The organism is Achromobacter xylosoxidans A8 (genome assembly GCF_000165835.1).
In the GTDB taxonomy this organism is placed as follows: Bacteria; Pseudomonadota; Gammaproteobacteria; order Burkholderiales; family Burkholderiaceae_B; genus Achromobacter; species Achromobacter xylosoxidans_B.
Map to the genome: position 1 here is coordinate 4094676 of NC_014640.1, position 25723 is coordinate 4120398.

The following is a 25723-nucleotide window of genomic DNA, read 5'->3' on the forward strand; positions in this document are numbered from 1 at the left end:
CCTCAGCAGTTCACGGAACCCGCCGCAAACGCCAATTCCACCCGGTTCCCGCCCAGCGCCTTGGCCTGATACAAAGCCCGGTCCGCCGCGGCCAGCGCATCGGCCAGGGCCGGGACTTTGTCCTCGAACTGCGCCAGCCCGACGCTGACCGTGGCCGGGATGCCGGCGCCGTCATCCCGCCGCGACACCGTGCCGGCAAAGTGCTGCGCCACGGCCGCGCCCAGTACGGTGGCGCGGCGCGCGTCCTGGCCGGACAGCAGCGCGGCGAATTCTTCGCCGCCGATGCGGGCGAGCAGCACGTCGGGGCCGAGCACGCAACGGGCCGACTCCGCGAAGAACTTCAGCACCTGGTCACCGGCCTGGTGGCCATGCCTGTCGTTGATCGCCTTGAACTGGTCCAGGTCGAACGCCAGGACCGCAACAGGCCCACGCCCTGCCCCGCCCTCGATGATGCGCGCGCCCTGTTCGAAGAACCACCGGCGGTTGCCCAGGCGGGTCAGGTAGTCGGTCTGCGATTCGCGCAGCAGCTGGCCATGTGTCTCTTCGCGGACCAGCTTGAGCAGCGTCATCGGCAGCACGATCGAATACAGCACGCCTTCGTACATGGTGAGCGTGCTGGCGGTCAGGTGTATGCCGGGACCATGCTCGGCCACCCACCAGGGCAGGATGAAGGCCCGGGCGGCGTAGACCAGCGCGTGGATGCCCGCCGCCGCCGTCGCGATACGCAGTGGCGTCAACGACCTGAGCGACTGGCAGCGCAGCAGCTCCCAAGCCGTCATGCCGCTGACCAGCGCGATCGGGAATGCGCTGACGTACTTCCAGACCAGATCTTCCCGCTGGGCGCCAGCCGCCAGCCAGATCAGGGCCATGACGATCAGCAGCCCGATGGAGGCGGCGCGATAGCGCCTGCCACTGAGCGAAGCCGCGCCATTCATGATCAGCAGATAGCCGCTGAGGACGATGAGATTGGCGACCGCCGAGCCGAGCGGGCTGGGAAGCCTCGCACGAAACAGCACGACGGTACAGCCCACGGCAAGCGTGGCGAAGCCCGCGGCCAGGATACGCAATGATCCGCTGCGGTTGGGATGGGTCCGATGCTCCCAGAACGTCAGGCCTGCACTGGCGAGCAGCGTTCCGATGATGATGAAGTAAAGAGTGAGGAGATCAACGTACATCTTGAATGCTTGGATATCGCGCCGCCGCATCGCGGGGCCAGCAGAAATTCTACGTGGGAAATATGTCGTTGAAACATAGCGTAACCCCTTGCACGGAGCGGTTTCTTTGTATGTCGCGCTAGCACGACACCACTGTCTCGCATGAAGAAACCATCGCGCTCAGTGGCAAATTTGCCACTCATCTACAATCCGTGGCGGTGCCGGTTGCCAACCGCAATCGGGCAGTAGCTCACAGGTAGTAATGACGCGCGCGAAGACACCCGCTTCCAAGAAGAGAAGTCCCCCCAGCATATCCAAGGCCCGCGCCGGTTCCCGGTCCAGCGGCCGTTTCCCCCGATTCCTGAAGGCCTTGCTGTTCTCGTCCCTGGCGAGTTTCGGCGCCGCCACCTATGTGCTGAATCCGCAGTGGCGGATTCCGGCGCCCGTGCAGGACGTCATCACGCGCCTGGGCTGGCCGCAGCAGCGCGAACATGCGACGCCTGCGGCAGTACCGACCGCCGCGCGGACCGGGGCGCCGGTTCAAACAATGTTTGCGGAGTGCCGGCAGTTCTTTCCGCATTCGCGCCCGCCCGAGGTACCGGGCGGCCAGAAGCTGCGCGAGGTGTGTTTTTCCGCCTTCGCCATCCTGCATGACGGGCAGACCAAGACGCCGGTGTTCGTGGCCGAACGCCTGAACCGCCAGATGCTGACCCAGGCCCAAGGGCAGCGCCGGACCGACAAGTTCTACGCCGAGGCGCGCTTGCCGCGCGCCGAACGGGCCGAACTGGACGACTACCGCGGCTCCGGCTATTCGCGCGGCCACATGGCGCCGGCCGGCGACATGTCCAGCCCCGAGGCCATGGCGCAGAGTTTCTCGCTGGCCAATATGGTGCCGCAGGACCAGACGCACAACGGCGGCGCCTGGAGCAGCATCGAGCAGGACACGCGCAAATACGTGATGCGCGCCGCGGGCGACGTGTACGTCTTCACGGGGCCGGTCTATGCCGACAAGCCCAAGACCATCGGTTCGGGAGTCGCCGTGCCCACCTACATCTACAAGGTCGTATACGACGCGACTACGGGGCGCTCGTGGGTGCACTGGCAGGCGAACGCCGCCAGCACCAAGGCCGGGCCGCCCATCAGCTATGAGGAATTCGTCAAGCGCACGGGGATCCGGGTGCTGCCGGCCGGAGGCTGAGGGCCGGGCCGGCCTGCAAATTCAAATCTTGGATTCGTAAAACTCCACCTCGATGCGGTCCGCGCTCAGGTAGCCGCAGAGATTGGCCGGAAAACGGGCCCGGCTGCATGCGGCATAGGCGTTCCCGTACAGCACGGCATTCTGCAGAAAATTGCGGCTGAGCGCCGTGCTGTCGGACTGGATCGTGCGCGTGAGTTCAGCTTGCAGCCGCTCGCTCTCCGTGCGCATCGGCCGCAGTATTTCCGCCTCGAACTTGCGGGCCACGCGCGCTTCCGCTTCACTCGCCGGCACGCTGGAATGCTCGGGGTCATACGCGTCCAGCAGCTCATTCTTCGCTCGGCGCGCGCAATAGAACGCCTGATAATACGAGCCCGTCGCGGGCCGCTTGAGGCGGGCTTGCGCAAAGTAGACCAGCGACGGCACAGGGGAACTCCACGAGATCAAGGTGCTCGTCGTGCCCGGTTTCACCGTGCTCACGTATGTAGGCAGGCAGGCGCCAGCAGGCTCGCGCCTGGACCGCAGGTCGGCCAGCCTTGCGGCGGCGTAACGATCACCGTAGCGCAGCACATCCTCGTAATTGCCGCTGAGATGGCTACCTATGATGGCCCCTTGCGCCACCCAAAAACAGTAGCCATCGACAGACTGCCCATCTTGGCAATACGTCGCCAGCGCGCGCTTCATGCTGGGCCCCATGGCCTGAAAGCCCTCATCCAGGGCGCTGGAATAGGCTTTGTACAAGGCCTCGCTGCTCGCCGTGCCCAAACCCAGCGGCGCCCCCAGGGTCGAAGACGCCAGCACGGCCGTCATGACCGACGCGAACAATGGCATGTCACTTCTCCTGTTGGGTGGCCGACAGCCGGCTGCGGTCGCGCGCGTTCAACACCGTGTCGGGATAGCGGTAGGCCCAGCGCCCGTCCCGGCATTGATAGACCCGGCCGCCATACACGACGGTCGAGCCTTCGCTGTAATAGTTCAGATGCGCGGCGTCCGAGGGCCGGGTGAAGTACTCGCAGGCCTGGCCGGCATAATCAAGCCCGGGACTCTTGGCCGCGGCCTTGGCTGACACCGATGGATCTGGCGCGTCGGCGGGCGCATTGCGCGGCTTATCGCGGCTGGCGGGGTTGTTGGCCCAGGGATTCAGGGCGGGATCGGCGCTGTAGCGCCCCTTGATCCGGTCGCGGTTGCGCAGGTAGTCGGCCTCCCGCTGCTTCGCGAGGGCCTGGGCGGCCGCGCGCTGCGCGTCCTCGTACTGCTGCCGCAACCGGTCCTGCGCGCCCTGGTCGAGCATCGCGTCGTCCTGCTGGCTGGAATCGCGCAGATAGTCGCTCAACGCCCGTTGCGCCGCGTCGATGGCAGCGCCGGTGTTGTTGCGCGAGGAAGACGAGGAACGGGACGAGCCGGTAGCTTCCATGGCCTGCCCAGGCCCTGCCTGCGCCGAGACGCCGATGCCCGCAAGCACGATGGCCGCCACAAGGCGAACCGCGAGCGTGGCCATAGGAAAGCTCCCCGAGGAAGATACGGCAAACGCCGCCAAACCTGGGAACAGGCCTTGCTGATGGCCGGTCCGCGCGCGGCGCCTTCATGATAGATCGCGCCGTTCCCGCCGGAATCAGCCAAAGGGATGAGTCCGCCCTCCTAGCCCCGCTGCGCTGCCTCGATGGTCGCGATGTCGATCTTGCCCATCGTCATCATCGCGTCGAAGGCGCGCTTGGCGACGGCGGCATCGGGGTCCGAGATCGCTTCTATCAGCATGCGCGGCGTGATCTGCCAGGACAGGCCCCACTTGTCCCTGCACCAGCCGCAATCGCTGGCCTGACCGCCGTTGCCGATGATGGCGTTCCAGAGACGGTCGGTTTCAGCCTGGTCTTCGGTCGCAATCTGGAAGGAAAAGGCCTCGCTGTGCTTGAAGGCCGGGCCGCCGTTCAGGCCCACGCAAGGAATCCCCGCCACAGTGAACTCCACCGTCAGCACATCGCCTTGTTTGCCGGAGGGATAGTCTCCCGGGGCGCGCAAGACTTTGCCTACGGCACTGTCTGGAAAGGTCCGGGCATAGAACTGCGCGGCTTCGAGCGCGTCCCGGTCGTACCACAGACAAATGGTGTTTTTGCTAGCCATATTTATCCTCCTGCCGATAGTCCCGCGCACGCAGCGGCTGCGTGGAGCTTCGACGCATGCGGCGAGAGGCCAGGATCGGCCTCTCGCTTTCAGCCCTACGGCGTCACGATATTGAACCAGAACGGGAAGTCATCCAGCGCGCCGAAGACTTCCGCCAGCTTGGCCTGATCGCCCGTGACTTTCACATCCCCCTTGGCCATCGCATCCTTCAGCGTGGTCTGCTTCAGCATGATGTTGTTGAGCGTATCGCGGGTCAGCGACACGCTGGCGCTGGGCTCCTTGGCCTGCTTGCCTTCGGAATGGTTCAGCACGCTGTTGGCCATTTCCAGCATGTACTGCTGCTTGGTGTCGGTGAAATCCACGTTCAGCACCACATGCTTGTCCTCGGTCTTTTCCCGGTTCAGGCGCACCGCGAAGTAGTCGAACAGCATGTCCAGCGTCATGGCGCGCACGGTATCCGGGCTGGCCGTGTCCGGCACTGGCAGCTTTTGCACGCCTTCGCGCAGCTCCTTGGCGCCGGTCAGGTAGAAGTTGCGCCACGGGCCGCTTTCGGCCTGATAGCCCAGCTGTTCCAGCGCGTCGGCCTGCAGGCTGCGCGCCTCCTGGTTCTTCGGATCCGCGAACACTGCATAGTTGACGACCTCGGCCACCCAACGGTAGTCGCCCTTGGCATAGTACTCGCGCGCCTTCTTCACTACCGCGTCCACGCCGCCCATCATGTCGACGTAGCGCTTGGCGCCCTCTTCGATGGGCAAGGTGTGCAGCGTGGCAGGGTTGCCGTTGAACCAGCCCAGGTAAAGCACGTAGGTCGCGCGCACGTTGTGATTGACCGAGCCGTAATAGCCCCGGTTGGAGAATTTGGTGGCAATGGACTTGGGCAGCTTGACCTGTTCGGCGATCTCTTCCTTGTTGTAGCCCATGTTGGCCAGGCGCAAGGTCTCGTCGTTGATGTAGCGGTACATGTCGCGCTGCAGGCTCAGCTGTTCGCGCACTTCCTTGTTGTTCCAGACCGGCCAATGATGCATGGCGTACATCACTTCGACGTCGTCGCCCCACAGGTTCAGGGCCTCGTTCAGGTATTTCGACCAGGCCAGCGGATCGCGGATCTTGGCGCCGCGCAAGGAATAGGTGTTGTGCAGCGTATGGGTGGAATCCTCGGCCGTGTTGAGCGCCTTCTTTTCCCGGATGTAATACAGCATCTCGGCCGGCGCTTCGCTGCCGGGCGCGTAGAGGAATTCGTAGGTCAGGCCGTCGATGGTGCGCTTTTCGCCGGTCTTCTCGATGATGTCGGTGGGCGGAATCAGGGTGACCGTGCCCGCCGAGGTCGTCGTGCCCAGGCCCGCGCCCACCTGGCCGGTCGCGCTGGGCGGCAGCAGGTTGCCGTACATATAGCTGGCGCGGCGGCTCATGGCGGTGCCAGCCATCACGTTCTCGGCGACGGCGTGCTCCAGGAATCCCAGCGGAGCATAGATCTTGACCTTGCCCGCCTTCACGTCGGCCTCGTCCACCACGCCGCGCACGCCGCCGTAGTGATCCACGTGGCTGTGGGTGTAGATCACGGCCACGACGGGCTTCTTGGGGCGATGCTGATAGTAGAGGTCCAGCGCGGCCTTGGCCGTTTCGGTGGAGATCAATGGATCCATGATCGTCAGGCCTTCCTTGCCTTCGACGATGGTCATGTTCGACAGGTCCAGGTTACGCACCTGGTAAATGCCGTCGGTCACTTGGAACAGGCCGGAGATGTTGATCAGCTGCGCTTGCCGCCAGAGGCTGGGATTGACGGTGTCGGGCGCATCGGAACCTTCCTTGATGAAGCCGTACTTGTCCGAATCCCATACCGGATTGCCCTCGGCGCCTTTGATCATGCCCGCAGGCAGCGGCGCGACAAAGCCCTTGTGCGCCAATTCGAAAGCTGTCTTGTCCGCGAACGGCAGTTCCTTCAACAGGGCTGCGTTCGCTTCCTTGGTGGGCGCTTCAGCGGGTTTGGGCGCTTCAGCCGACCAGGCCGGCGCCGCAAGCGCGATGGCCAGCGCCGTCAATGCGGCGGGCGCCGAAGTGCGGCGCCTGGGTGGTACCAGGTCCTGTCGGATAGGGAAGAGAGTCGCGCGGTGAAACAGCTGCATAGTCACTTTCTCCAGACGGGTAGAGGACAAACCGCCCGAAATGGCGGTCCGGCAAGCAACGGAGTCAGGCGAATGCAAAAGGCAAGGTCACACGTGCAAAAAACGGCAAGGCGTGACGGCCGAAGCGGCGGCAGTAACAGGAATGACAGGCGTGAGCGGCATCACGCGGCGCTGTGTTGGCTATAACGAACAAAGCCTACACATTTTTTCCCCTAAATCAATCGTGGATTGCAATTAATCACGTTTCGCATTGCGGGCTGCGTCCGCGCCATTTATCTTTGTCAAACTAGACGCGGTCGATACACCCCTACGCATGGAATACTGCATGGAGTCTCGATGAGCCCCCGGTCAAACCCCTCAGGCAGGCGCAAGCTCGGATTGCATGCGGTTCTGGTCGCGCTGGCCGTACTCAGCGTTGCCGTCGGTTTTTCCACCGCCATGTACTCCAGCTACCAGGTACAAAAGGCGCAGATCATCGGGAATGCCTTGGCCGCCAACCACGCGCGCGCCCAAAAGCTGGCCGAGGTCATCGACGTCTACATTGCCGCGCTGCACCGCCAGGCGCGCAATGCCGCAAGCCAACTCCCCGCTTCGATGGACAAGCCGCAAGCGCTGCAGAATGAACTGCGGCGCCTGGCCGGCCAGATCGACTCGCTGCACGCGGTCATGCTGGCCGACACCGCCGGCCGCATCGTTGCCCGCTCGCCCAGCGGCCAGCTCGCCGATGCGAAGATCCTGAGCCTTGCCGATCTGGGCGTGGGTCCCTCCGGCCCGAGCGCCTGGGTGACGACGCTATCCAGTACGCAGGCTGCAGTGCTTACCGTGACCGAACCCGTGGCAGGCCCCGCTGGCGCGCCTCTGGCCCATCTGGCCATCGTCATCAAGCTGGACGCCGGCAGCGGCATGGACCGGATCATCGGCGAGCGCGACGATATCGCCGGCATGTCCGTGTTCCTGGTCAGCGGCACCGGCCAGGTGTTGTACCGCAAGCAAGCAGGCGCCGGGGTATTCGATCTGGCCAGCATGGAACCCGCCCGACGGGACGGCGGCGCCCTGCTCTCGGATGCGAAAGACGGCACGGTATTGACCGGCTACGCGCCCTTGGCCAAAGGCAATTGGGCCGTGGTGGCGCAGCGCTCGCTGGATCAGGTGCTGTCGCCGCTGCGCGAATTGCTCGGCGAGGCCTTGCGCTCGGCAATCCCGGCCATCGCGCTGACGCTGCTGCTGGTATGCGGACTGGCCTATGCAATTGCATCGCCGCTATCGCGCTTGACCCGCGCCATGACTGTGGGGAAATCAGCAGGCGTGGACATCGGGCGGCTCAATGCCTGGTACGCCGAGGCCGACACCTTGCGCGACGCGGTCCAACTGACGCTGGACCAGCACCAGGACGAAGTGGGCCGCCTGAACACCCAGGCGCTGACGGATCCGATGACCGGACTGCTGAACCGCCGGGCCATGACCGACGTGCTGGACGCTTACGCCGCGGACGGCACGCCCGTCGCGGTCATCGCCATGGACCTGGACCACTTCAAGCGTATCAACGACGCCTTCGGCCACATGACGGGCGACAAGGTGCTGATCGCGCTGGCCGAGGTGATCCGCGCCGGCCTGCGCGACCAGGACCGGGCTTTCAGGGTGGGCGGGGAAGAGTTCATTGCGCTATTGCCCACCGGTGCAGCCTCCCAGGCGGGCGAGGTCGCCGAACGCCTGCGCGCGGCCGTGGCCCGGCGCCTCATGCCAGACGGCGTGGGCCGCGTCACGGTGTCCATCGGCATCGCGCTCTGGCCGCAGGACGGCGATTCTGCTTCCGACGTGATACAGCGGGCGGACGAGGCCCTGTACGAATCCAAGCAGACGGGGCGCAACCGCGTCACGCTCTGGCACGACAAGACCCCGGCTGCGCCGCCCTACCCGACCAACCGTAACTGAACGCCTGGTGACCATATGAACTACTCCCGACTGCTGGCGGGTCTCGCGGTCCTGTTCTTCGTGCTGCTGTTGATCGCGATGCGCATCGGCAAGCGCCTGGGCCATGGCGCCGACGACAAGAGCGCCGGCGCCGCGGCCATCGAGGCGTCCGTATTCGCGCTGCTGGGCCTGCTGGTGGCCTTCACGTTTTCGGGCGCGGCCCAGCGCATGGCCGAGCGCCGCAATCTGCTGGTCCAGGAGGTCAACTCCATCGGCACGGCCTGGCTGCGCATCGATATGCTCAATGCCCAGGACCAGCCTAAGCTGCGCGAGCAGTTCCGGCGCTACGTGGATACGCGCATCGACTACTACCGCCACGTTCCCGACCTGGACCAGCGCGACGCCATCGCGGCGCGGGTCGGGGCGCTGCAAAAGGAAATCTGGACCACGTCCATGAGCGCCGCGCGCAATACCGTGCCGCCGTTTGCGACGTCCTACATAGGCGCTGTCAACGACATGTTCGACGTGTCCAGCGCGCAGACCGTGGCGCAGAAGGTCCATCCGCCCATCGCAACCTACGCTTTCCTGGTCTTCCTGGCCCTGGTGTGCGCCTGCCTGATCGGATCAAAGCTGGCTGTCACGCAGCGCGACAGCATGCTGCACCAGCTGGTTTACGCCGTGGTCATGACAGCGGCGATCTACATCATCGTGGATTTCGAGTTTCCGCGGATAGGAACCATCCGGATCGACCAGAGCGACGCGCTGCTGGCGGCGCAGCGCCAGGCCATGGTCGACCCGCCCGCCGCCGCCCAATAGATATCCCGGCGCCGCAAGACTGGCTGTTGTGGGACACGCGTTCATTCCGGAGATGACATGCCCATGCCCGTGAAGGTGGCGAAACGAGGTGCAGGTTGGCTGCTTGCCGTGCTGGCCTGTAGTGCCGCGCCGCAGGCTCTGGCCCAACAAGGCCTGCGCTTGAGCCAGGACGACCTGCAGAAGCGCGCCAACGGGGTGCTCGCGCTCATGTCGTTCTCCATCGTGCCCGACATTACAACCAGTTCCCTGAACATAGGCGGGGGCAGCGGATCGGTCTCGGGCTCCAGCGAATTCGCCATGACGCAGCTAGGCGGCGGCGACACCATATCCAAATCAGTACCCATCTATCTGGAAGGCGTGCTCGCCGCGAGCCGCTACGACCCAACTTTCATCGCCACGCAGGGCGCGGAGTCTCGGTCCATTCCCACCAAATGGAACAGTATTTCCGCCACCGGCGGCATAGGCTGGGACTTCAAGCTGACCGACGAACTGAAGCTGCGGCCCATCTTCAATTTTGCATTGGGAAACGTCACCAGTGATTTGCGCGCGGCCAGCTGGTACGTGGGGCGCCAAACGGGCAAGGACATCAGCTTCCTCGACCGGGGTTCCCTCAACGCCTACGGCCTGGGCGGTTCGCTGATGCTGGACTACGAGCATTACCGCCCCGGCTATGAAGTCGACGTAGAGCTACGCTATTCCGACATGCGCCTGCAAAGCTTCAACAGCTCCGCGGCCGTGGAGGGGCATGCCACGGCGCAATCGGCCAATCTGTGGGCGCGCTACCGAGCACCCACGGGAATCGTGATGCTGCAGCGGCCGCTGCGCTATGTGCTGGAGCTGACGCACTCGGAGTTCCTGGGCGACCAGCGCGGCATCCTGGGATTCGACCGGCTGACCTCCGTGGGCGCGGGCCTGGAACTGGATTCCAGCGCCTATGACGTGATCATCACCCGCACCCGGCTGGTGGGCCGTTATGTGTTCGGCACCAATGTGTCCGGCTTCTCGGTGGGCCTGGCGGTGAGCTTCTGAGCCGGCCGGCGGCGGAATTGCGCCGGATTTGTTACTCCCCCCTCCCCGCCCGGCGGTGCCAGACTGTTTCCAGGCCGCCCAGCAGCCAGACTGCGCGCAGACCTTGCGCCAGGGCGCCGGCCCGCGATAAGGAGGTATCGACACCATGACCGCAACCACCCAAGACACCCGCATGCGTACGCCCCCGGTCGTCTCGCCCCAGGAATGGGAAGCCGCCCGCCAGCAACTGCTGGTAAAGGAAAAGGCGCAGACCCGCGCCCGCGACGCCCTGACCGCCGAGCGCCGGCGCATGCCCTGGACCGCAGTGGCCAAGACCTATGCGTTCGAGGGTCCAGCCGGCACTCTCACCCTGTCCGACCTGTTCGATGGCCGCCGCCAATTGATCGTCTACCGCGCCTTCTTCGAGCCAGGCGTGTACGGCTGGCCGGAGCACGCCTGCCGCGGCTGCTCCATGGTGGCCGACCAGGTCGCCCATCTGGCGCATCTGAACGCCCGCGACACCACGCTGGTCTTCGTGTCCCGGGCGCCGCAGGCAGACATCGCGCGGCTGAAAGCGCAGATGGACTGGAAGATGCCCTGGTACACGCTGACCGACAGCTTCGATGCCGACTTCGGCGTGGACGAGTGGCATGGCACCAATGTGTTCTACCGCGACGGCGACCGCATCTTCCGCACCTACTTCCTCAACAACCGCGGCGACGAGCAGATGGGCGGCACCTGGAACTACTTGGACATCACGCCGCTGGGCCGGCAGGAAGTCTGGGAGGATTCGCCCGAGGGCTATCCGCAGACGCCGACCTACAAGTGGTGGAACTGGCACGACAGCTATGTCGCGGACGCGCCGCCTGACAAGAAATGGGTCGAGATATCCGATGCGGGCGAAGCCGCATTCCGGGCGCAGAGCGCAAGCGACAAGCGGTGAGTAGCTGGGGCGCGGGGATGCATCGGGCTGTCTGCCGTATTTATTGGTAATTCAAATAACCAATAGATACACAAGCTCAAACAACAGCAATTATCGGGGTCCGATGACCGTGCTAATTTATGCGCCCGCCGACCCTCGGCCCAGGCCCATCCGCGGCGGTGTCCCCGTCAGGCTGGCCAAGCCGGGCAGCCGCGCCCTCCTACCCCTATTTGACGAGAACCATGCACAAGAACCTCGAGAGCGACAGCCCCATCGCCCAGGGAAAAAAAAGGATTTCCAGCCTGCTGCTGGCGGCAGGCCTGGCCTTTGCGGCAGCCACGCCGGTCATGGCGGTGCCTCCGATCAAGGCGCATCAAGGCGCCCCGGACTCCGCGCCGGCCGCGGCCCCTGCCGCGGGCGCCCCCTCGGGTTCGGCGCAGAAGACCGACATCCAGAACCAGGCCGCGTACGAGCGCCTGATGAACAACAGCGGCATCACGCTGCAATGGCTCTGGTCGGCGCAGCGCGGCAAGTTGACCGCGACGGATGAAAACGACCTGGTCCGCCTCGAGGGCACGCAAGCCAACCACGAGGGCACGCTGAAGATCAAGGGCGATGTCGTCTCCATCGCCAGCGACCGCTTCATCTTCCGCGGCACGATCCTGATCCTGGACGCGCCGGACAAGGGCCGGCGCTGCGAACGCAACGGCGAATTCGAGTTCCGAGCGACGGGCAAGCGCAAGTACTGGCGCCTGCAGCAGATGGAAGCCTGCGGCGGACTGACGGACTACGTGGACGTGTATTACTAAGCCGAGCGGCAAGAAGGCTATGCTTGCGGCTGCATGCCGGCGGCCTCCCCATCCACAACCCGCCGGCCCCCGCCACGCGGCATATACGAGGAGGCTCGCATGATCACCGAAACGGACAAGAAACACCTGGCGCGATGCGTCGAGCTGGCGAAACAGGCGCTGGATGCGGGCGACGAGCCCTTCGGCTCGGTACTCGTGTCGCCCAGCGGCGAGGTCCTGTTCGAAGACCATAACCATGCGTCCAGCGGCGACCGCACGCGCCATCCGGAATTCGAGATTGCCCGCTGGGCCGCCAATAACGTGCCTGCCGCCGAGCGCGCCGCCTGCACCGTCTATACCTCCGGCGAACACTGTTCCATGTGCGCCTCGGCGCATGGATGGGTGGGCCTGGGCAGGATCGTCTATGCCTGCTCGTCCGCCCAGTACCGGCAATGGCTGCAGGAATGGGGCGTCGCCCCGACATCGAAGGTGCGCCCGCTGGCCATCGCCGAGGTCGTCGACGGCCTTGCGGTGGAGGGGCCGGTGCCGGAATTCGCCGCACAGGTCAGGCTGCTGCATCAGGAAAGAATGCGGCGCCGGGCCCAGGCACGGTAGCTCCGCCCAGATGACGGTTACCGCCCGTCTCAATCGTCAGTCGCAATCCGCAGTATTCTCGCTGCACCGCATTATGAACAGGACTCCCGCATGCCCTCTGCCCTGACCAAGTGGCTCGCCAGCATCGCATTTGGCCTGCTCGTCGCCTGGGCCAGTCATGGCGTCCTCGGTCCGGTCATGCTGCGCATGTTCGGACTGGCGGACGCGACGGGGCTTGCCTATGCGGCAGCGCTGGACCGGATGCTGATCACGACCAGCATTGTGTCGCTGCTGACCGGCGTGGCGCTTGTCGCGGCGCTTGTGCGCATTCCCAATTTCCGCCGCCTGCTCGGCTGGGGCTGCGCGGTGCTTGGCCTGATCCTCCTGCTGACCCTGCTCGCCGCCCTGCTCGGCATGGAACCCGGCATCTTCAATCCGGCCACCGGCGGCAAGCAGGCCGCCAACGACGCCTATACGGCGCTGTTTTTCTGGGCGCTGATTTTCGGCCTGCCTTATCTGGTGACTGGCCTGGCGCTGACCATAGGCGGCTGGGTCTTGATCCGCAGGAATCCCGGCCCCGGCGCCGCCAGACCGGCATGACACCGGCGCCGCGCCCCCTTACAGTGTGAAATTACCGGGAGCCCCCCGGGCTCCGCTCTTCCTCATTCTTCTCGCCCTATTCGCTCCATGTCCAACCTCATCGTCCACGGCGGCACCCCCTTGCGCGGCCGCGTCATCCCTTCGGCCAACAAGAACGCGGTGCTGCCGGTGCTGTGCGCCACCTTGCTGACCGACCAGCCGCTGCGCCTGCACGGCGTGCCCGACATCACCGACGTGCGCAAGATCCTGGACATCTTCCGCACCCTGGGCAGCGACGTCCGGCTGGACGAATCCACCCGCACCCTGGACCTGCATCACCGCGACACAGCCTTCGATGCCGCCAGCCACCGGCTGCCCGAGGAAATGCGCTCGTCCATCATGCTGGTGCCGCCGCTGCTGGCGCGCTTTGGCGTGGCGCGGCTGGAAGACAACGTCAAGGGCTGCACCTTGGGCGTGCGCGAGATCGATCCGCACGTGGACATCTTCCGCTCCTTCGGCGGCGAGGTGGAACGCGCCAGCGGCTCGCTGCTGGTGCGCAGCAGCGGCCCCTTGAAGCCGACCCACCACTGGCTGGACTACGCCTCGGTGACGACCACCGAGAACTTCGTGCTGTGCGCGGCCGCCGCGCAAGGCGAATCGACCCTGACGAACGCGGCCTCCGAGCCGCACGTACAGGAATTCTGCCGTTTCATGGCGATGATGGGCGCGGACATCGACGGCATCGGCACCTCGCGCCTGACGGTGCGCGGCGGCGCCCGCCTGGGCGGCGGCGAATTCACCTTCGAGGAAGACTTCCACGAAATCACCACCTTTCTCGCACTGGGCGCGATCACGGGCGGCGACGTGGTGGTGCGCAACAGCACGCCCGAGAACTTCCCGTTGATCGACCGCACCTTCGCCAAGTTCGGCGTGCAGATCGTGCACGAGAACGGCTGGTCGCGCGCGCTGCGTTCCGGGCCGCTGAAGGTGCAGACGCCTTTCACCAGCAATGTGCTGACCAAGGTCGAGGCGGCGCCGTGGCCCTATTTCCCGGTGGACCTGCTGCCCATCTTCATCGCGCTGGGCGTGTGCGCCGAGGGCAACGCCATGTTCTGGAACAAGGTCTACGACGGCGCGCTGGGCTGGACCGGCGAACTGTCCAAGTTCGGCGCGCACGTGTTCTCGTCCGATCCGCACCGGCTGATCACGTTCGGCGGCCGGCCGCTGACGCCGGCGGTGGTTGAAAGCCCCTACATCATCCGCGTCGCCATCGCGCTCTTCATGATCGCCAGCAGCATCGACGGCCGTTCGGAAATCCGCAACGCCACGCCGATCCGCCGCGCCCATCCGCGCTTCGTCGAGAACCTGCGCAGCCTCGGCGTGCAGGTGGAATGGACCAGCGAGGAGTAAGCTCTCCAGATACGCACGCCACGGCGCGCAAAACGGGAGCGGGCCGACCGGCTCCCGGCGCGGCGCGCCGCCCTACCCGGGTCATGGCCCCTCATGCAGGAGGCATATCCATGCCGCGCCCGAACCCCTAGGCGGCCAGGGCCTGCTCCGCAGGCCCCAGTTTCAGAGGTTGTTCACGAAGCTGCACCTTCAAGGAGGTGTGTGATGAGCAAACTTTCCGATAGCGCCCTGGATGATCTGAAAGCCTCGGCCCGAGGCCAGGTCCTCAGCCCGGGCGACCCCGGCTACGACGACGCCCGAAAAATCTGGAATGCGATGATAGACCGCCGGCCGGCGGTGATCTTCCGCTGCGCGGGCGCGGCCGACGTGCGCCGCGCCGTGGATTTCGCGCGCGACAACGGCCTGGCCCTGTCCGTGCGCGGCGGCGGCCACAATATTGCAGGCACCGCCGTATGCGACGACGGCATGATGATAGACCTGTCGCCGATGAAGTCGGTGCGCGTCGATCCCCTGCGGGCCCGGGCCTATGTGGAGCCTGGCGCCACCCTGGCCGATTTCGACCATGAGGCCCAGGCTTATGGCCTGGCGACGCCGCTAGGCGTCAATTCCACCACCGGTGTGGCCGGGCTGACGCTGGGCGGCGGCTTCGGCTGGCTGACCCGCAGGTTCGGCATGAGCATCGACAATCTGCTCTCGGCCGACGTCGTCACCGCGGACGGCAAACTGCTGCACACCAGCGAACAGGACAACCCGGACCTGTTCTGGGCGATCCGGGGCGGCGGCGGCAATTTCGGCGTGGTCACCATGTTCGAATTCCAATTGCATCCCGTCGGCCCCGAGGTCTATGGCGGCCTGGTAGTGCTGCCGCTGGAACAGGGCAAGGCAGCGCTGTCGAAGTACCGCGACGCGCTGGCATCCATGCCGCAGGAGCTGACGGTCTGGGCGGTGCTGCGGCTGGCGCCCCCGCTGCCCTTCCTGCCGCAAGCGGTACATGGCAAGCCCATGGTCGCCTTCGCCCTGTGCTATTCGGGCGATCCAGCCCAGGGGCCAGCCGCGGTCGAAGTGGTGCGCGGCTTCGGCACGCCCTATGGCGAGCATCTGGGTCCGATGCCGTACTCGGCTTGGCAAAAGGCCTTCGATCCGCTGCTGACGCCCGGAGCTCGCAACTACTGGAAGTCGCACAACCTGGGCGGCCTGGAAGACGGGCTGATAGACGCCATCGTCGCAGCGGTGGAAAACCTGCCGTCGCCGCAATGCGAGATCTTCCTGGGCTACATCGGCGGCGTGGCCGGTGGGGTGCCGGTGTCCGCCATGGCCTATCCGCACCGCTCGGCGCAATTCGCCATGAACGTGCACGGCCGCTGGGACTTCCCGGAAGAGGACGAGCGCTGCGTCGCGTGGGCCCGGACGCTGTTCCGCACCACCGAGCCCTATGCGCAGGAAGGGGTGTACGTGAACTTCCTGACGCAGGATGAACCCGAACGCCTGGGCGCCGCCTACGGGCCGAACTTCGACCGGCTGGTCCAGGTGAAGACCCGCTACGACCCACACAATCTGTTCCGGCATAACCAGAACATCAGGCCGGCCGCGCCTTGAACTGACCGGATCGCCAGCCTGGCATGGCTGCTATCCTGTTGCCCCGGCATCCGCCGGGGCACGGGCTGCCCTGGTCCGACTCCAGGCGCGCGTGGCAACTACACCTGAGGTTTGATTCGCTGCATGGCTTTCCGCTACTCCCTTCCCCGCATTTTCACTGTCTGCTTCTCTCTCTGGGCGTCGTGGTGCTCTGCGCAGACCGTGGCCCTGACCTTCGATGATGGACTCAACCCGGATAAACAGCCCAAGGCCGCCGAATGGAACGCTCAACTGCTGGGGGCCCTGCAAAAGCACGGCATCCAGTCCGCGCTGTTTCCGGCGCTGAGCAGCATAGGCGGCGCCAACGGACTCGGGCTGGTGGAGGAATGGTCGCGGGCGGGACACTGGATCGGGAACCATACGGCCAGCCACCCCAGCCTGGACGATCCCAAGCTGTCGCTGGAAGCGTTCATTGCCGATGTCGAAACGGCCGATGCCGCCCTCAAGCGCTTGCCTGGATTCGTGCCCATGCTGCGGTTCCCCTATCTGAGAGAAGGCGATACGCAAGCCAAGCGGGACGGCATGCGGGACTGGATGACCCGCAACGGCTACAGGAACGGACTGGTATCCATAGACGCCAGCGACTGGTACTACAGCCGCGTCTACGCCGATCACCTGAAGGCGGGCGATGCCGCCAAGGCCCAGGACGTGAAGCAGCGCTACGTCCGCCATCTGCTCGACCGCGCGGCCTATTACGACGGGCTGGCCCGCCAGCTGCTGGGCCGCAGCCCCAAGCATGTCATGCTGCTGCACACCAACCCGCTCAATGCCGAAGCCCTGCCGGACGTGATTGCCGCCCTGACCGAACAAGGCTGGACCATCACCTCGGCGAGCGCCGCGTTTGAAGATCCGCTGTATGCGCAGGCGCCCGCTACGCTTCCTGCCGGCGAAAGCATCGTCTGGGCGCTGGCCAAGGCCCGCAACCTGCCAGACCTGCGCTATCCGGCAGAAGGCTCCGAGTATGAGGAGCCGCTGTTGCGGGACGCCGGACTGCTGCCCTGAGCGGGATAGACCGGAGACTATTTTTTCGCGGCGGCGGACCTCGCCGCCGCATTCGACGCCGGAAAATTTGTTAACGTGGTCAGCAAACCAAAAAACTAAGCGCTGTCGCTTGTACGCGGGAGAGGAGAATCAAGGGCAATGGCTAATCTTGTTTTGTTGCTGCTGGGCGTGGACTATCTGCGCAAACGCGCTCGCGGCCTGTACGTCATCGGCGGCCTGCTCTTGCTGACAGGCGTCACGCTGTTCATCGACGCGCTCGACAATGCCGTCTACTTCCCGCTGAACTTCTTCGCGGCGCTGATGGTCATCGAGGCCCTGGCCACGCTGATGATCGCCAAGTCCGGGGTGGGCGGGCAGCGGGTGCTGCGCTACGCCAAGGGCGCCATCGTGCTGACCGCCGGCACCCTGGTCCTGGTCGGCCACCATCACGGGCATTTCGTGCTGTCCATGCTGTTCGGCCTGATGTTCCTGGTGGACGGACTGATCCAGTGCATGGCCGCCTATGTGGTGCGCTACGAGCGCTGGCGCTACGTGTTCGCCTCGGGCGTGGCGGAAATCCTGCTGGCCGTCTTCTTCTTCCAGCCCTACCCCACCCATTACGTCGGCACGGTGCCGTACTGCCTGGGGCTGTTCCTGGCGTTCACGGGCCTGCGGCTGCTGTCGCTGGCGCGCCGCGTCCGTCACCTGGATTCCAACCCGGCGCTGGACGTCAATCCACACCCGGACTTCATGCCCACGCGCGTCGAAGTCCACGCGCAGAAGGTATTCGACGGCCCGCCCCTGGAATCCGAGCGTGCGCTGACCGTGCACGTCTGGACGCCCTCGGGGTCCGCCAAGAACGAAACGCGCAACTACCCCGTGGTGAACCGCTACATCGCCGCCGTCGACATCAATGGCGTGGTGTCCACCGGCCACGCGGCGCTGGAATCGCCGGAAGGCGTGTACATCAGCCTGTATCCGGCCCAGGAGATCGACCACTCTCCGGAACAGTTCGGCACCTTGCTGCGCGCCACGGCCGAGAACAACGTGCCGGGCGTGTTCCAGCCCGACTACGCCACCGAGTCCAAGGCCTGGACGCCGTCGACGATGCGGGTGCGCATCCGCAACTACGACGCGGCCAAGCTACAGGCATTCTGGGACGAGTACCGCAAGACCACGACCTACAACCTGACCCACCGGAATTGTTCCAGCTCCGTGTCCAGCGCGCTGGAAGCGGCGCTGGACGGCGTGGTCGGCCGCCTGCATGGCCCAAACGCCGGATGGCGGGTGCTGCTGCGCCTGCTGCTGACGCCGGAACTGTGGGTCGCGGCGCAGATCCGCAAGCGCGCGTTGACCATGGCCTGGACCCCGGGCCTGACGCTGGACTATGCGCGCGCGCTGAGCATGCTGGCCGATCCGCGCCCGTTCGGCTGGTGGAAGATGTCGCAGGACGCGCTGCGCCAGATCGCCCGCATGCGCGCCGGATGGCGCAAGCAGGACCGCAACGCGCATGCCCGCAACGCCGAGCAGGCCGAATCTTCACAAGGGGCGCAATAAGGGGCGCGGCCCCGCCTTGCGCATGAAGACGCCATGATTCCGCAGATCGTGATTGGGGTAGCCATACTGGCCAGCGCTGCCTGGGGCGCGGCAGCCCTCTGGTTCCAGTCGCCGTTCGCCGGCCCCGCGCGCGCCGTCCTGCCAACGGCCTGGCTGGCGCTCGCGGTGGCGGCGCTGATCGGCGTGTTTACCGGACAGCCCTGGCCCGCCTGGCTGTACGGCGTTTTGCTGCTGGCCCTGCTGGCGTGGTGGCGTCTGGGCGTGCGCGCGTCGAACGAACGCCAGTGGATGCCGGAAGTGGCGCGCCAGACCGAGGGAACTGTCGATGGCGACATCGTCACCCTGCGCAACGTGCGCAACTTCGACTGGCGCACGCGCAGCGACTACGACGTACGCTGGGAAACCCGTTCCTACGACCTGTCGCGCCTGGACGCGGTGGACCTGGCGCTGTCGTATTGGGGCCGCCCGGCCATCGCCCACGCCATGGTGTCGTTCGGCTTTGCCGACGGCCAGCACGTGGTGTTCTCGGTGGAGATCCGCCGCAAGCTGCATGACGTGTTCTCGGAAATCGGCGGTTTCTTCCGCCAGTACGAACTGTCGGTGCTGGCCTCGACCGAGGAAGACAGCCTGCGCGTGCGCACCAATGTGCGCGGCGAGGAAGGCTATCTGTACCGCGTGCACATGCCGGAAGGCGCGGCCCGCAAGCTGTTCCTGTCCTATGTGGAAACGGCCACGCGGCTGGTGAAGAAGCCGCGCTTCTACAACACGCTGACGGGCAACTGCACCACCATCGTGTACCGGCTGGCCGACCAGATCGTGCCGGGCCTGCCGCTGGATTACCGCGTGCTGTTCTCGGGCTACCTGCCCGAATACCTCTACCGCCTGAACGCGCTGGAAGGCGCGGACAGCCCTCAGGCCTACCGGCAGGCCGGCCACTACACGCAACGCGCCCGCGCGACGCTCGATGCGGCGCAGTTCTCGCGCAATATCCGGCGCGGCGTGCCGGGCGTGCCGCAAGCGGCCGCCCCCGATCAGGATGACGCGGGCGTACCCGGCGCGGGCGCGCGCAACAGCGCTACGTAAGCCCCCAGGGTCTCCGCGTGACGTTCTTCCGCGCGCAGCCCGACGTGGCCGTCCGCCCTGACGACCAGCAACAGGACGTGCCGCACGCCCAGCCGTCCGGCCATCGAGGGATCCAGGTAGCCGTCCACGCCGTCGACATCCGCGTTCGCCGTCAGCGCCATCACGGCTTCGACGATAGCGCCATCGGATAAGGGCTCTACGGCGGCGCGCACCTGGGCCAGCGCCTCCCTGGGCGTCCGCGGGCCGCCAAGAATGAAGACCGTATGGCCTTTGCGGTTGGTGTGGTCGTGCAACATCCCCTCGCCTCCCGCCGCAAGACGGATCGGGATCTGGTCCGGTAGCCGCTGCCCCGGCGAAACGGGGTCGTGCCGGTCTCCCATGACGATGGGTGAATCAGCGTAGTCGATGTCCAGCTCGGCCTCGGCCACCGCCTCGTGATGCTGCGAGGCGCCGTCCTCGAAGGCCTTGCGGATGGCGGCATTGCGCTCGCGCAACACGTCCGGATCGGTGGCCAACTGCGCGCTTTCGGCCTCGTCGCCCGATGCCAGCACGCGCTGCGCGGCGGGACGGCGCTCCGCCTGGTAGCTGTCGAGCAGCCAGTCCGAGCACTGCCCGCCGCACACCAGCGCCAGCTTCCAGGCCAGATTGACGGCGTCGTGCAGGCCGGTGTTCATGCCGTGGCCCTGGGCCGGACTGCAGGTATGCGCGGCGTCTCCGGCCAACAGGACGCGGCCGGCCCGGAACTGCCGCGCGACTTTGGTGTAGCAGCGGAAGCGCGCCGGATGGGCAACGTCCTCGAAGCGGGCTTCGGGCAGATAGCGCCGCAGCGTGGACAAGGCATCGGCCACCAGATCGGAGTCTTCGGCGCTGGGCCGCAGATACACGCGCCAGCGCTGGCCGGGCAGCGCCGTCAGGATGACCGGGATGCGGTCCAGGTACGCGTAGTTGGCTTCAAAAATCTCGGGCCAGCCGCTGACCGCGGCATCGAACACGGCCCAAGGCTGGCTGATGTCGTGGCCGTCCTGTTCGATGCCGGCCAGTGTGCGCACCGTGCTTTGGTGGCCGTCGCAACCTATCACCCACTGGGCCAGGACTTCGATCTCGCCGGCCGGCTGTTCGATCCTGGCCAGCATGCCGTCCGGCCGTTCCTGCAAGTCCACCAGCTTGCTTGCCCGCTGCACGCCGCCGCCGTGGCTGGCCAGGTAGTCGGCAAGGATGGTCTCGGTGACCTCTTCCGAAATCCCTATGTTGTAGGGATAGCGGCTGCCGCAAAGGTCCAGATCGATTTCGCCCAGCACCTTGCCGTCGGCGTGGATGCGCGCGCCGCGCTGCTTCACGCCTGCCCTCAGCAGCGGTTCCACGATACCCAGCGAATCGAATATCTCCAGCGAGCGGGGATGGACCACCGTTGCGCGGTCCCATTCCAGCGGCCGCTCATGCGCGTCTATCAGCAGACATTGCACGCCGCGCCGTTGCAGTTCGGCGGCGGTGAGCAGGCCCGCCGGACCGGCGCCAACCACCAGGACTGTCGTTGCGATCACCATGATGAGGCCTCTGGAAACGTCGAGGCGGCCCGGATTGCGCCTCGGCACGAATCCAAAAAAATAAAACCGCGCATGGCCAACCGTCAAAGATATTGAGGCTTACGCCGCTGGCATGGATTGCCGGGCCGGCCTCAACCTTTTGGACCGATCCGTCGCGTTTCAGGGATGGCCGGCCAGCTGCGCGGCCTCGCCCAGCAGCGCGTCCAGCAGGCGGCGCGCCGGCACGGTCAGCGGCGCGTCGGCGCGGTGCGTCACGTAGATGACGGTCTTGGGCAAGGGATCGGCGAGGTCGAGCCGGACCAGTCCTAGCGCCGGGCCGTAACGGTCCAGAAACCCCTGCGGCATGATGCCGATCAGGTCCAGCTGCGGCATCAGCGCCAGCAGCGTGGAGAAGGACTCGCATTCGAGCTGCAGATGCAGGGCGCGCGCCTGCGCCTCATCGGCATAGAGCGCGCGCGGATCGCCCGGCCCCTGCGCCGGCCCGGTCAGCACCCACGCCGCTTCGGCCAGCTCGCTCAGCCGCCGCGCGCCTGCCAGCGGATGCGCGGCGCGCGCGACGATGACGGACTGGCTTTCGAACAGCGGCTGCACGGCGAGGTCGCCGCCGCCGCCCGCCTCGGGCAGCGGCCCCAGCGCCATGTCCAGTTCGCCGGAACGGATGCGTTCCAGCGCCTGCGGATACAGCGTGTCGCGTACCCGCAGCCGCACCTGCGGCCAGCGCGCGCCATAGCGCGCCACCGCGCCCGGCGCCAGCAGGATGGCAGCCGCGGGCGACACGCCCAGCGTTACCTGGGCTTCGGCGCCGCGCAGATGCCAGGCCAGGTCTTCGCGGGCCTTATCGATTTCGCGCATGACCACGGCGGCGCGCGCCGCGAGGATCTCGCCGGCCTGCGCCAGGCGCACGCCCTTGGGCGTGCGCACCACGAGCTCCGCGCCGACCTCTTCTTCCAGCTGGCGCAGCGATTTGGTCAGCGCCGGCTGCGACACGTTGAGGACTTGCGCGGCGGCGCGCATGCTGCCGGTCCGGGCCAAGGTAAGCAACAGGTTCAGATGCTGGAGTCGCAAGCCGGCTCTCCGGCCGATTACCTGGGGTAATCGACATCAAAACAATTCAAGGGATGCGCGCGCAGGCCGTCGATAGAATTCCTGCATACCCCATCGGAGACAGGAGCCTAGCATGACCCGAGGCGTGAAGAACATTCTCTTCATCATGTGCGACCAGCTGCGCTACGACCACCTTTCCTGTTTTGGCCACCCCAGGCTGAAGACGCCGAATCTGGACGCGCTGGCCGCGCGCGGCATGATCTTCGACCGGGCCTATGTGCAGTCGCCCGTGTGCGGCCCCTCGCGCATGAGCTACTACACCGGACGCTATGTGCATGCGCATGGCGCCAGCTGGAACTTCGTGCCGCTGAAGGCCGGCGAGATGACCATAGGCGACCATCTGCGGCCGCTGGGCGTGCGTTCCGTGCTGGTGGGCAAGACGCATATGCGCGCCGACGCGGCAGGCATGTCGCGGCTGGGCATAGACCCGGCCTCCGTCATCGGCCGGCGCATCGCCGAATGCGGCTTCGACGCCTACGAGCGCGACGATGGCATCCATCCGTATTCGGGCCACGATCCGGACCCGCGCTACAACGACTATCTGCGCGCGCAGGGCTATGGCGGCGACAATCCCTGGGAGAGCTGGGCCAATTCCGCCCAGGGCGCGGACGGCACGGTACGGTCGGGCTGGTTCCTGAAGTACTCCAACCTGCCGGCGCGCGTGCCTGACGAGCATTCGGAAACGCCGTACATCACGCGCCGGGCGATGGACTTCATCAGCGAGGCCGGCGAACAGCCCTGGTGCCTGCACCTGTCCTACATCAAGCCGCACTGGCCCTATCTGGCGCCGGCGCCCTACGCCGGCATGTATGGCGCGGAAGACGCGCTGCCGGTGGTCCGCTCCGACGCCGAACGCGCCGATCCGCATCCCGTGTACGCGGCGATGATGCAGCATCGCGTGTCGGCGACCTTCTCAGAGCCCGGCGTGCGCGAGGCGGTCATGCCCGGCTATATGGGACTGATCAAGCAGATCGACGACCAGCTCGGCGTGCTGTTCCGCTTCATGGAGGCGCGCGGCCTGTTCGATAACACCATGATCGTGTTCACCTCCGATCACGGCGACTATCTGGGCGACCATTGGATGGGCGAAAAAGACCTGTTCCATGAACCCGTCATCCGCATGCCGCTGATCGTCTACGACCCGGACCCGCGCGCCGATGCGGCCCGCGGCACGCGCTGCGCGGCCATGGTCGAAGCGATAGACCTGGCGCCGACCTTCCTGGAGGCATGCGGCGGCGTGCCGGTGCCGCACATCATGGACGGCCGTTCACTGCGCCCCCTGCTGTTCGGCCAGAAGCCACGGGATTGGCGCGACCACGTCATCTGCGAATACGACTACGCCTTCCAGGATTCGCGCATCGCGCTGGGGACGCCGGCGCGCCAGGCCTGGCTGCGCATGGTGCGCGATGAACGCTGGAAGTACGTGCTGGCCGAAGGCTACCGGCCGATGCTGTACGACCTGCAGGAAGACCCCAATGAATTCGTCGACCTGGGCGCGTCGCCCGCGCACGAGGCGGTGCGCAGGCGCATGGAGGACCTGCTGTTCCGCTGGGCGCGCCAGCCGCGCCAGCGCGCCACGGTGGCCGACGGCACCATCGAGTCCATCGAAGTTCAGCCGCGCATATCCGAAGGCGGCATCCTGATCGGCTATTGGGACGAAGCCGACCTGGCCCGCGCCCGGCAGACCTTCAAGCCCCGTTTCGCATCATCCAACCCGCTCGTGAAGCCGACGCTGGATCGGCTCTCGCAATCCTGAGGAGTGCAGCATGATTCTCGAAACCCCCGACATCACCCGCGCCCAGGCCGGCCTGGACGGCGTCTCCTGGAACATCCTGGGCCAGGTGTACGTGCCCAAGCAGGTCAGCCTGGACAGCATTTCCTGGCACGCCACTTTCCCGGAAGAATCCTTCGTGCCGCCGCACGTGCATCCCAACCAGGACGAGTACATCTTCGTGCTGGACGGCCGTATCGACCTGCTGCTGGACGGCAAGAAGACTTCGGCCGGTCCTGGCGACCTGGTGCGCATGCCTCGCGGCGTGCCGCATGCGTTCTTCAACAATTCGGGCTTCGCCGCCACCGCGCTGTTCTGGGCCGCGCCCGCGGGCAAGCTGCTGGAGCTGTACCGGCGCATCCACAACATGTCGAGTCCGGCGGAGGTGGTGGCGGTGGCGCCGGAATACGACGTGATCTTCATGCCGCCTGTCTCGTCAGCGGCCTGAACCATGCACCGCCGCACGCTACTGAAGGGCCTTTCCGGGGCCCTCGCCTGTACCCTGCCGTGGTCCGCGCGGGCCGCGTACCCGGACAAGCCCGTACGCATCATCGTGCCGCTGCCCGCGGCAAGCCCGCCCGACGTGCTCGCACGCGTGATCGGCGAAAGGCTGCAGCGCCTGTGGGGCCAGCCAGTGGTGGTTGAGAACCGGCCCGGCGCGACCGGCATGATAGGGCTGGACGCAGTCGCCCGCAGCGCCCCCGACGGCTATACCGTGGGCATCATGTTCCTGACCCACACCGTGCTGCCGGCGCTGTTCGGCAAGGTGTCCTATCGCACGGATGGCGATTTTGCGCCGATCGCCAATCTGGTCTGGCTATACAACGTGTTGATGGTCCCGCCAGACAGCGAATACACCGACGTTCGCGGCCTGGTTGAACAGGCCAAGCGTCAGCCCGGCAAGCTCAGCTATGGTTCCGGCGGCAACGGTTCGCCCGCCCATTTGTTGGGCGCGGCCTTCTGCCAGGCGGCGGGCATAGACATGCTGCACGTGCCATTCAAGGGTCCTGCGGAAGCCGCGCAGGCGCTCATGGGCGGCTACCTGCAGACCATGTTCGCCACCGCCTCCGTCGCCGTGCCGTTGGCGCAATCGGGCAAGCTGCGCGCGCTGGCGGTCACGCGCGATGGCGGCATCGACGCCCTGCCCGGCGTGCCCACGCTCGCCGCGGCTGGCGTGCCGGCCTACAACCTGAAGGAATGGGAGGGCATCGTCGCGCCTGCAGGCACGCCGCCGGACCTGATCGCCAAATGGAACGGCGCCATGCAGGCCATCCTGGCCGACGCCGGGGTGCGCGACAAACTGGCCGGCCTGGGCATGGAAGCCGCCCAGCCCAATACGCCGTCCGAGTTCGCGGGGCTGATACGGGGTGAGCTACAGCGCTGGTCGGCGTTCGTGTCGGAGCAGAAATTGCGCAACGGATAGGCCGCCG

At 66.1% G+C, this 25723-nt stretch carries 23 protein-coding genes; 16 read left to right on the forward strand and 7 right to left on the reverse strand.

What is annotated here, in order from left to right; genetic code table 11:
- Nucleotides 1–2: 2 nt before the first annotated feature.
- Nucleotides 3–1175 carry a sensor domain-containing diguanylate cyclase gene (locus AXYL_RS18885; RefSeq protein WP_013394448.1) on the reverse strand — a complete coding sequence of 391 codons (1173 nt, stop codon included), beginning with the start codon at nucleotides 1173–1175 and terminating at the stop codon, nucleotides 3–5.
- A gap of 241 nt (nucleotides 1176–1416) precedes the next feature.
- Between AXYL_RS18885 and AXYL_RS18890 the strand changes: the two genes are divergently transcribed.
- Nucleotides 1417–2352 (forward strand): DNA/RNA non-specific endonuclease, encoded by a 936-nt coding sequence (locus AXYL_RS18890; protein WP_013394449.1) that lies wholly within the window; start codon nucleotides 1417–1419, stop codon nucleotides 2350–2352.
- A gap of 21 nt (nucleotides 2353–2373) precedes the next feature.
- Here AXYL_RS18890 and AXYL_RS18895 read toward each other — a convergent pair whose 3' ends face one another.
- The 4 genes from AXYL_RS18895 to AXYL_RS18910 all read right to left on the reverse strand — a co-directional run bounded on the left by AXYL_RS18895 (nucleotide 2374) and on the right by AXYL_RS18910 (nucleotide 6590).
- On the reverse strand, nucleotides 2374–3180 hold the full coding sequence (locus tag AXYL_RS18895; RefSeq protein WP_013394450.1) for a hypothetical protein: 807 nt from the start codon (nucleotides 3178–3180) through the stop codon (nucleotides 2374–2376).
- Nucleotide 3181: 1 nt separating this feature from the next.
- Nucleotides 3182–3847, reverse strand: coding sequence for a hypothetical protein (locus AXYL_RS18900; protein WP_013394451.1), 666 nt, complete (start codon nucleotides 3845–3847; stop codon nucleotides 3182–3184).
- Nucleotides 3848–3987: 140 nt separating this feature from the next.
- Nucleotides 3988–4467, reverse strand: coding sequence for a VOC family protein (locus AXYL_RS18905; RefSeq protein ID WP_013394452.1), 480 nt, complete (start codon nucleotides 4465–4467; stop codon nucleotides 3988–3990).
- 95 nt (nucleotides 4468–4562) lie between these two features.
- Nucleotides 4563–6590 (reverse strand): alkyl/aryl-sulfatase, encoded by a 2028-nt coding sequence (locus AXYL_RS18910; RefSeq protein WP_013394453.1) that lies wholly within the window; start codon nucleotides 6588–6590, stop codon nucleotides 4563–4565.
- Between the two features lie 336 nt (nucleotides 6591–6926).
- Between AXYL_RS18910 and AXYL_RS18915 the strand changes: the two genes are divergently transcribed.
- The 12 genes from AXYL_RS18915 (at nucleotide 6927) to AXYL_RS18970 (ending at nucleotide 19874) form a co-directional block, all read left to right on the forward strand.
- Entirely contained in the window at nucleotides 6927–8522 is a 1596-nt protein-coding gene (locus tag AXYL_RS18915) for a sensor domain-containing diguanylate cyclase (RefSeq protein WP_013394454.1), read from the forward strand.
- 15 nt (nucleotides 8523–8537) lie between these two features.
- Complete coding sequence (locus AXYL_RS18920; protein ID WP_013394455.1) at nucleotides 8538–9317, forward strand: hypothetical protein; 780 nt, start codon at nucleotides 8538–8540, stop codon at nucleotides 9315–9317.
- A 57-nt stretch (nucleotides 9318–9374) separates the two neighbouring features.
- Complete coding sequence (locus AXYL_RS18925; protein WP_013394456.1) at nucleotides 9375–10346, forward strand: hypothetical protein; 972 nt, start codon at nucleotides 9375–9377, stop codon at nucleotides 10344–10346.
- A gap of 145 nt (nucleotides 10347–10491) precedes the next feature.
- Entirely contained in the window at nucleotides 10492–11268 is a 777-nt protein-coding gene (locus AXYL_RS18930) for a DUF899 domain-containing protein (protein WP_013394457.1), read from the forward strand.
- Nucleotides 11269–11489: 221 nt separating this feature from the next.
- On the forward strand, nucleotides 11490–12056 hold the full coding sequence (locus AXYL_RS18935; protein ID WP_013394458.1) for a hypothetical protein: 567 nt from the start codon (nucleotides 11490–11492) through the stop codon (nucleotides 12054–12056).
- A gap of 99 nt (nucleotides 12057–12155) precedes the next feature.
- Nucleotides 12156–12650, forward strand: a complete 495-nt coding sequence (locus AXYL_RS18940) for a nucleoside deaminase (protein WP_013394459.1) — start codon at nucleotides 12156–12158, stop codon at nucleotides 12648–12650.
- A gap of 90 nt (nucleotides 12651–12740) precedes the next feature.
- Complete coding sequence (locus tag AXYL_RS18945) at nucleotides 12741–13229, forward strand: hypothetical protein (RefSeq protein WP_013394460.1); 489 nt, start codon at nucleotides 12741–12743, stop codon at nucleotides 13227–13229.
- Between the two features lie 87 nt (nucleotides 13230–13316).
- Nucleotides 13317–14618 carry a UDP-N-acetylglucosamine 1-carboxyvinyltransferase gene (locus AXYL_RS18950; protein ID WP_013394461.1) on the forward strand — a complete coding sequence of 434 codons (1302 nt, stop codon included), beginning with the start codon at nucleotides 13317–13319 and terminating at the stop codon, nucleotides 14616–14618.
- 204 nt (nucleotides 14619–14822) lie between these two features.
- On the forward strand, nucleotides 14823–16214 hold the full coding sequence (locus AXYL_RS18955; RefSeq protein ID WP_013394462.1) for an FAD-binding oxidoreductase: 1392 nt from the start codon (nucleotides 14823–14825) through the stop codon (nucleotides 16212–16214).
- 123 nt (nucleotides 16215–16337) lie between these two features.
- Nucleotides 16338–17255: a polysaccharide deacetylase family protein gene (locus AXYL_RS18960; protein ID WP_013394463.1), complete on the forward strand. Its 918-nt coding sequence runs from the start codon at nucleotides 16338–16340 to the stop codon at nucleotides 17253–17255.
- A 138-nt stretch (nucleotides 17256–17393) separates the two neighbouring features.
- Entirely contained in the window at nucleotides 17394–18791 is a 1398-nt protein-coding gene (locus AXYL_RS18965) for an HdeD family acid-resistance protein (RefSeq protein ID WP_013394464.1), read from the forward strand.
- Nucleotides 18792–18824: 33 nt separating this feature from the next.
- Nucleotides 18825–19874 (forward strand): DUF4105 domain-containing protein, encoded by a 1050-nt coding sequence (locus tag AXYL_RS18970; protein ID WP_013394465.1) that lies wholly within the window; start codon nucleotides 18825–18827, stop codon nucleotides 19872–19874.
- Here the strand turns inward: AXYL_RS18970 and AXYL_RS18975 are convergent.
- Nucleotides 19823–21418, reverse strand: a complete 1596-nt coding sequence (locus tag AXYL_RS18975) for an FAD-dependent monooxygenase (RefSeq protein WP_013394466.1) — start codon at nucleotides 21416–21418, stop codon at nucleotides 19823–19825. The two genes, AXYL_RS18970 and AXYL_RS18975, sit on opposite strands and share 52 nt — an antisense overlap.
- Before the next feature lie 159 nt (nucleotides 21419–21577).
- Entirely contained in the window at nucleotides 21578–22483 is a 906-nt protein-coding gene (locus AXYL_RS18980; RefSeq protein ID WP_013394467.1) for a LysR family transcriptional regulator, read from the reverse strand.
- 112 nt (nucleotides 22484–22595) lie between these two features.
- Between AXYL_RS18980 and AXYL_RS18985 the strand changes: the two genes are divergently transcribed.
- From AXYL_RS18985 to AXYL_RS18995, 3 genes are read left to right on the forward strand one after another with little or no spacing between them, the layout of a single operon-like run.
- A complete protein-coding gene (locus AXYL_RS18985) occupies nucleotides 22596–24278 on the forward strand; it encodes an alkaline phosphatase family protein (protein ID WP_013394468.1) in 1683 nt (560 codons plus the stop codon).
- Nucleotides 24279–24288: 10 nt separating this feature from the next.
- Entirely contained in the window at nucleotides 24289–24741 is a 453-nt protein-coding gene (locus AXYL_RS18990; protein WP_013394469.1) for a cupin domain-containing protein, read from the forward strand.
- Nucleotides 24742–24744: 3 nt separating this feature from the next.
- Complete coding sequence (locus tag AXYL_RS18995; protein ID WP_013394470.1) at nucleotides 24745–25716, forward strand: Bug family tripartite tricarboxylate transporter substrate binding protein; 972 nt, start codon at nucleotides 24745–24747, stop codon at nucleotides 25714–25716.
- Nucleotides 25717–25723: the final 7 nt, after the last annotated feature.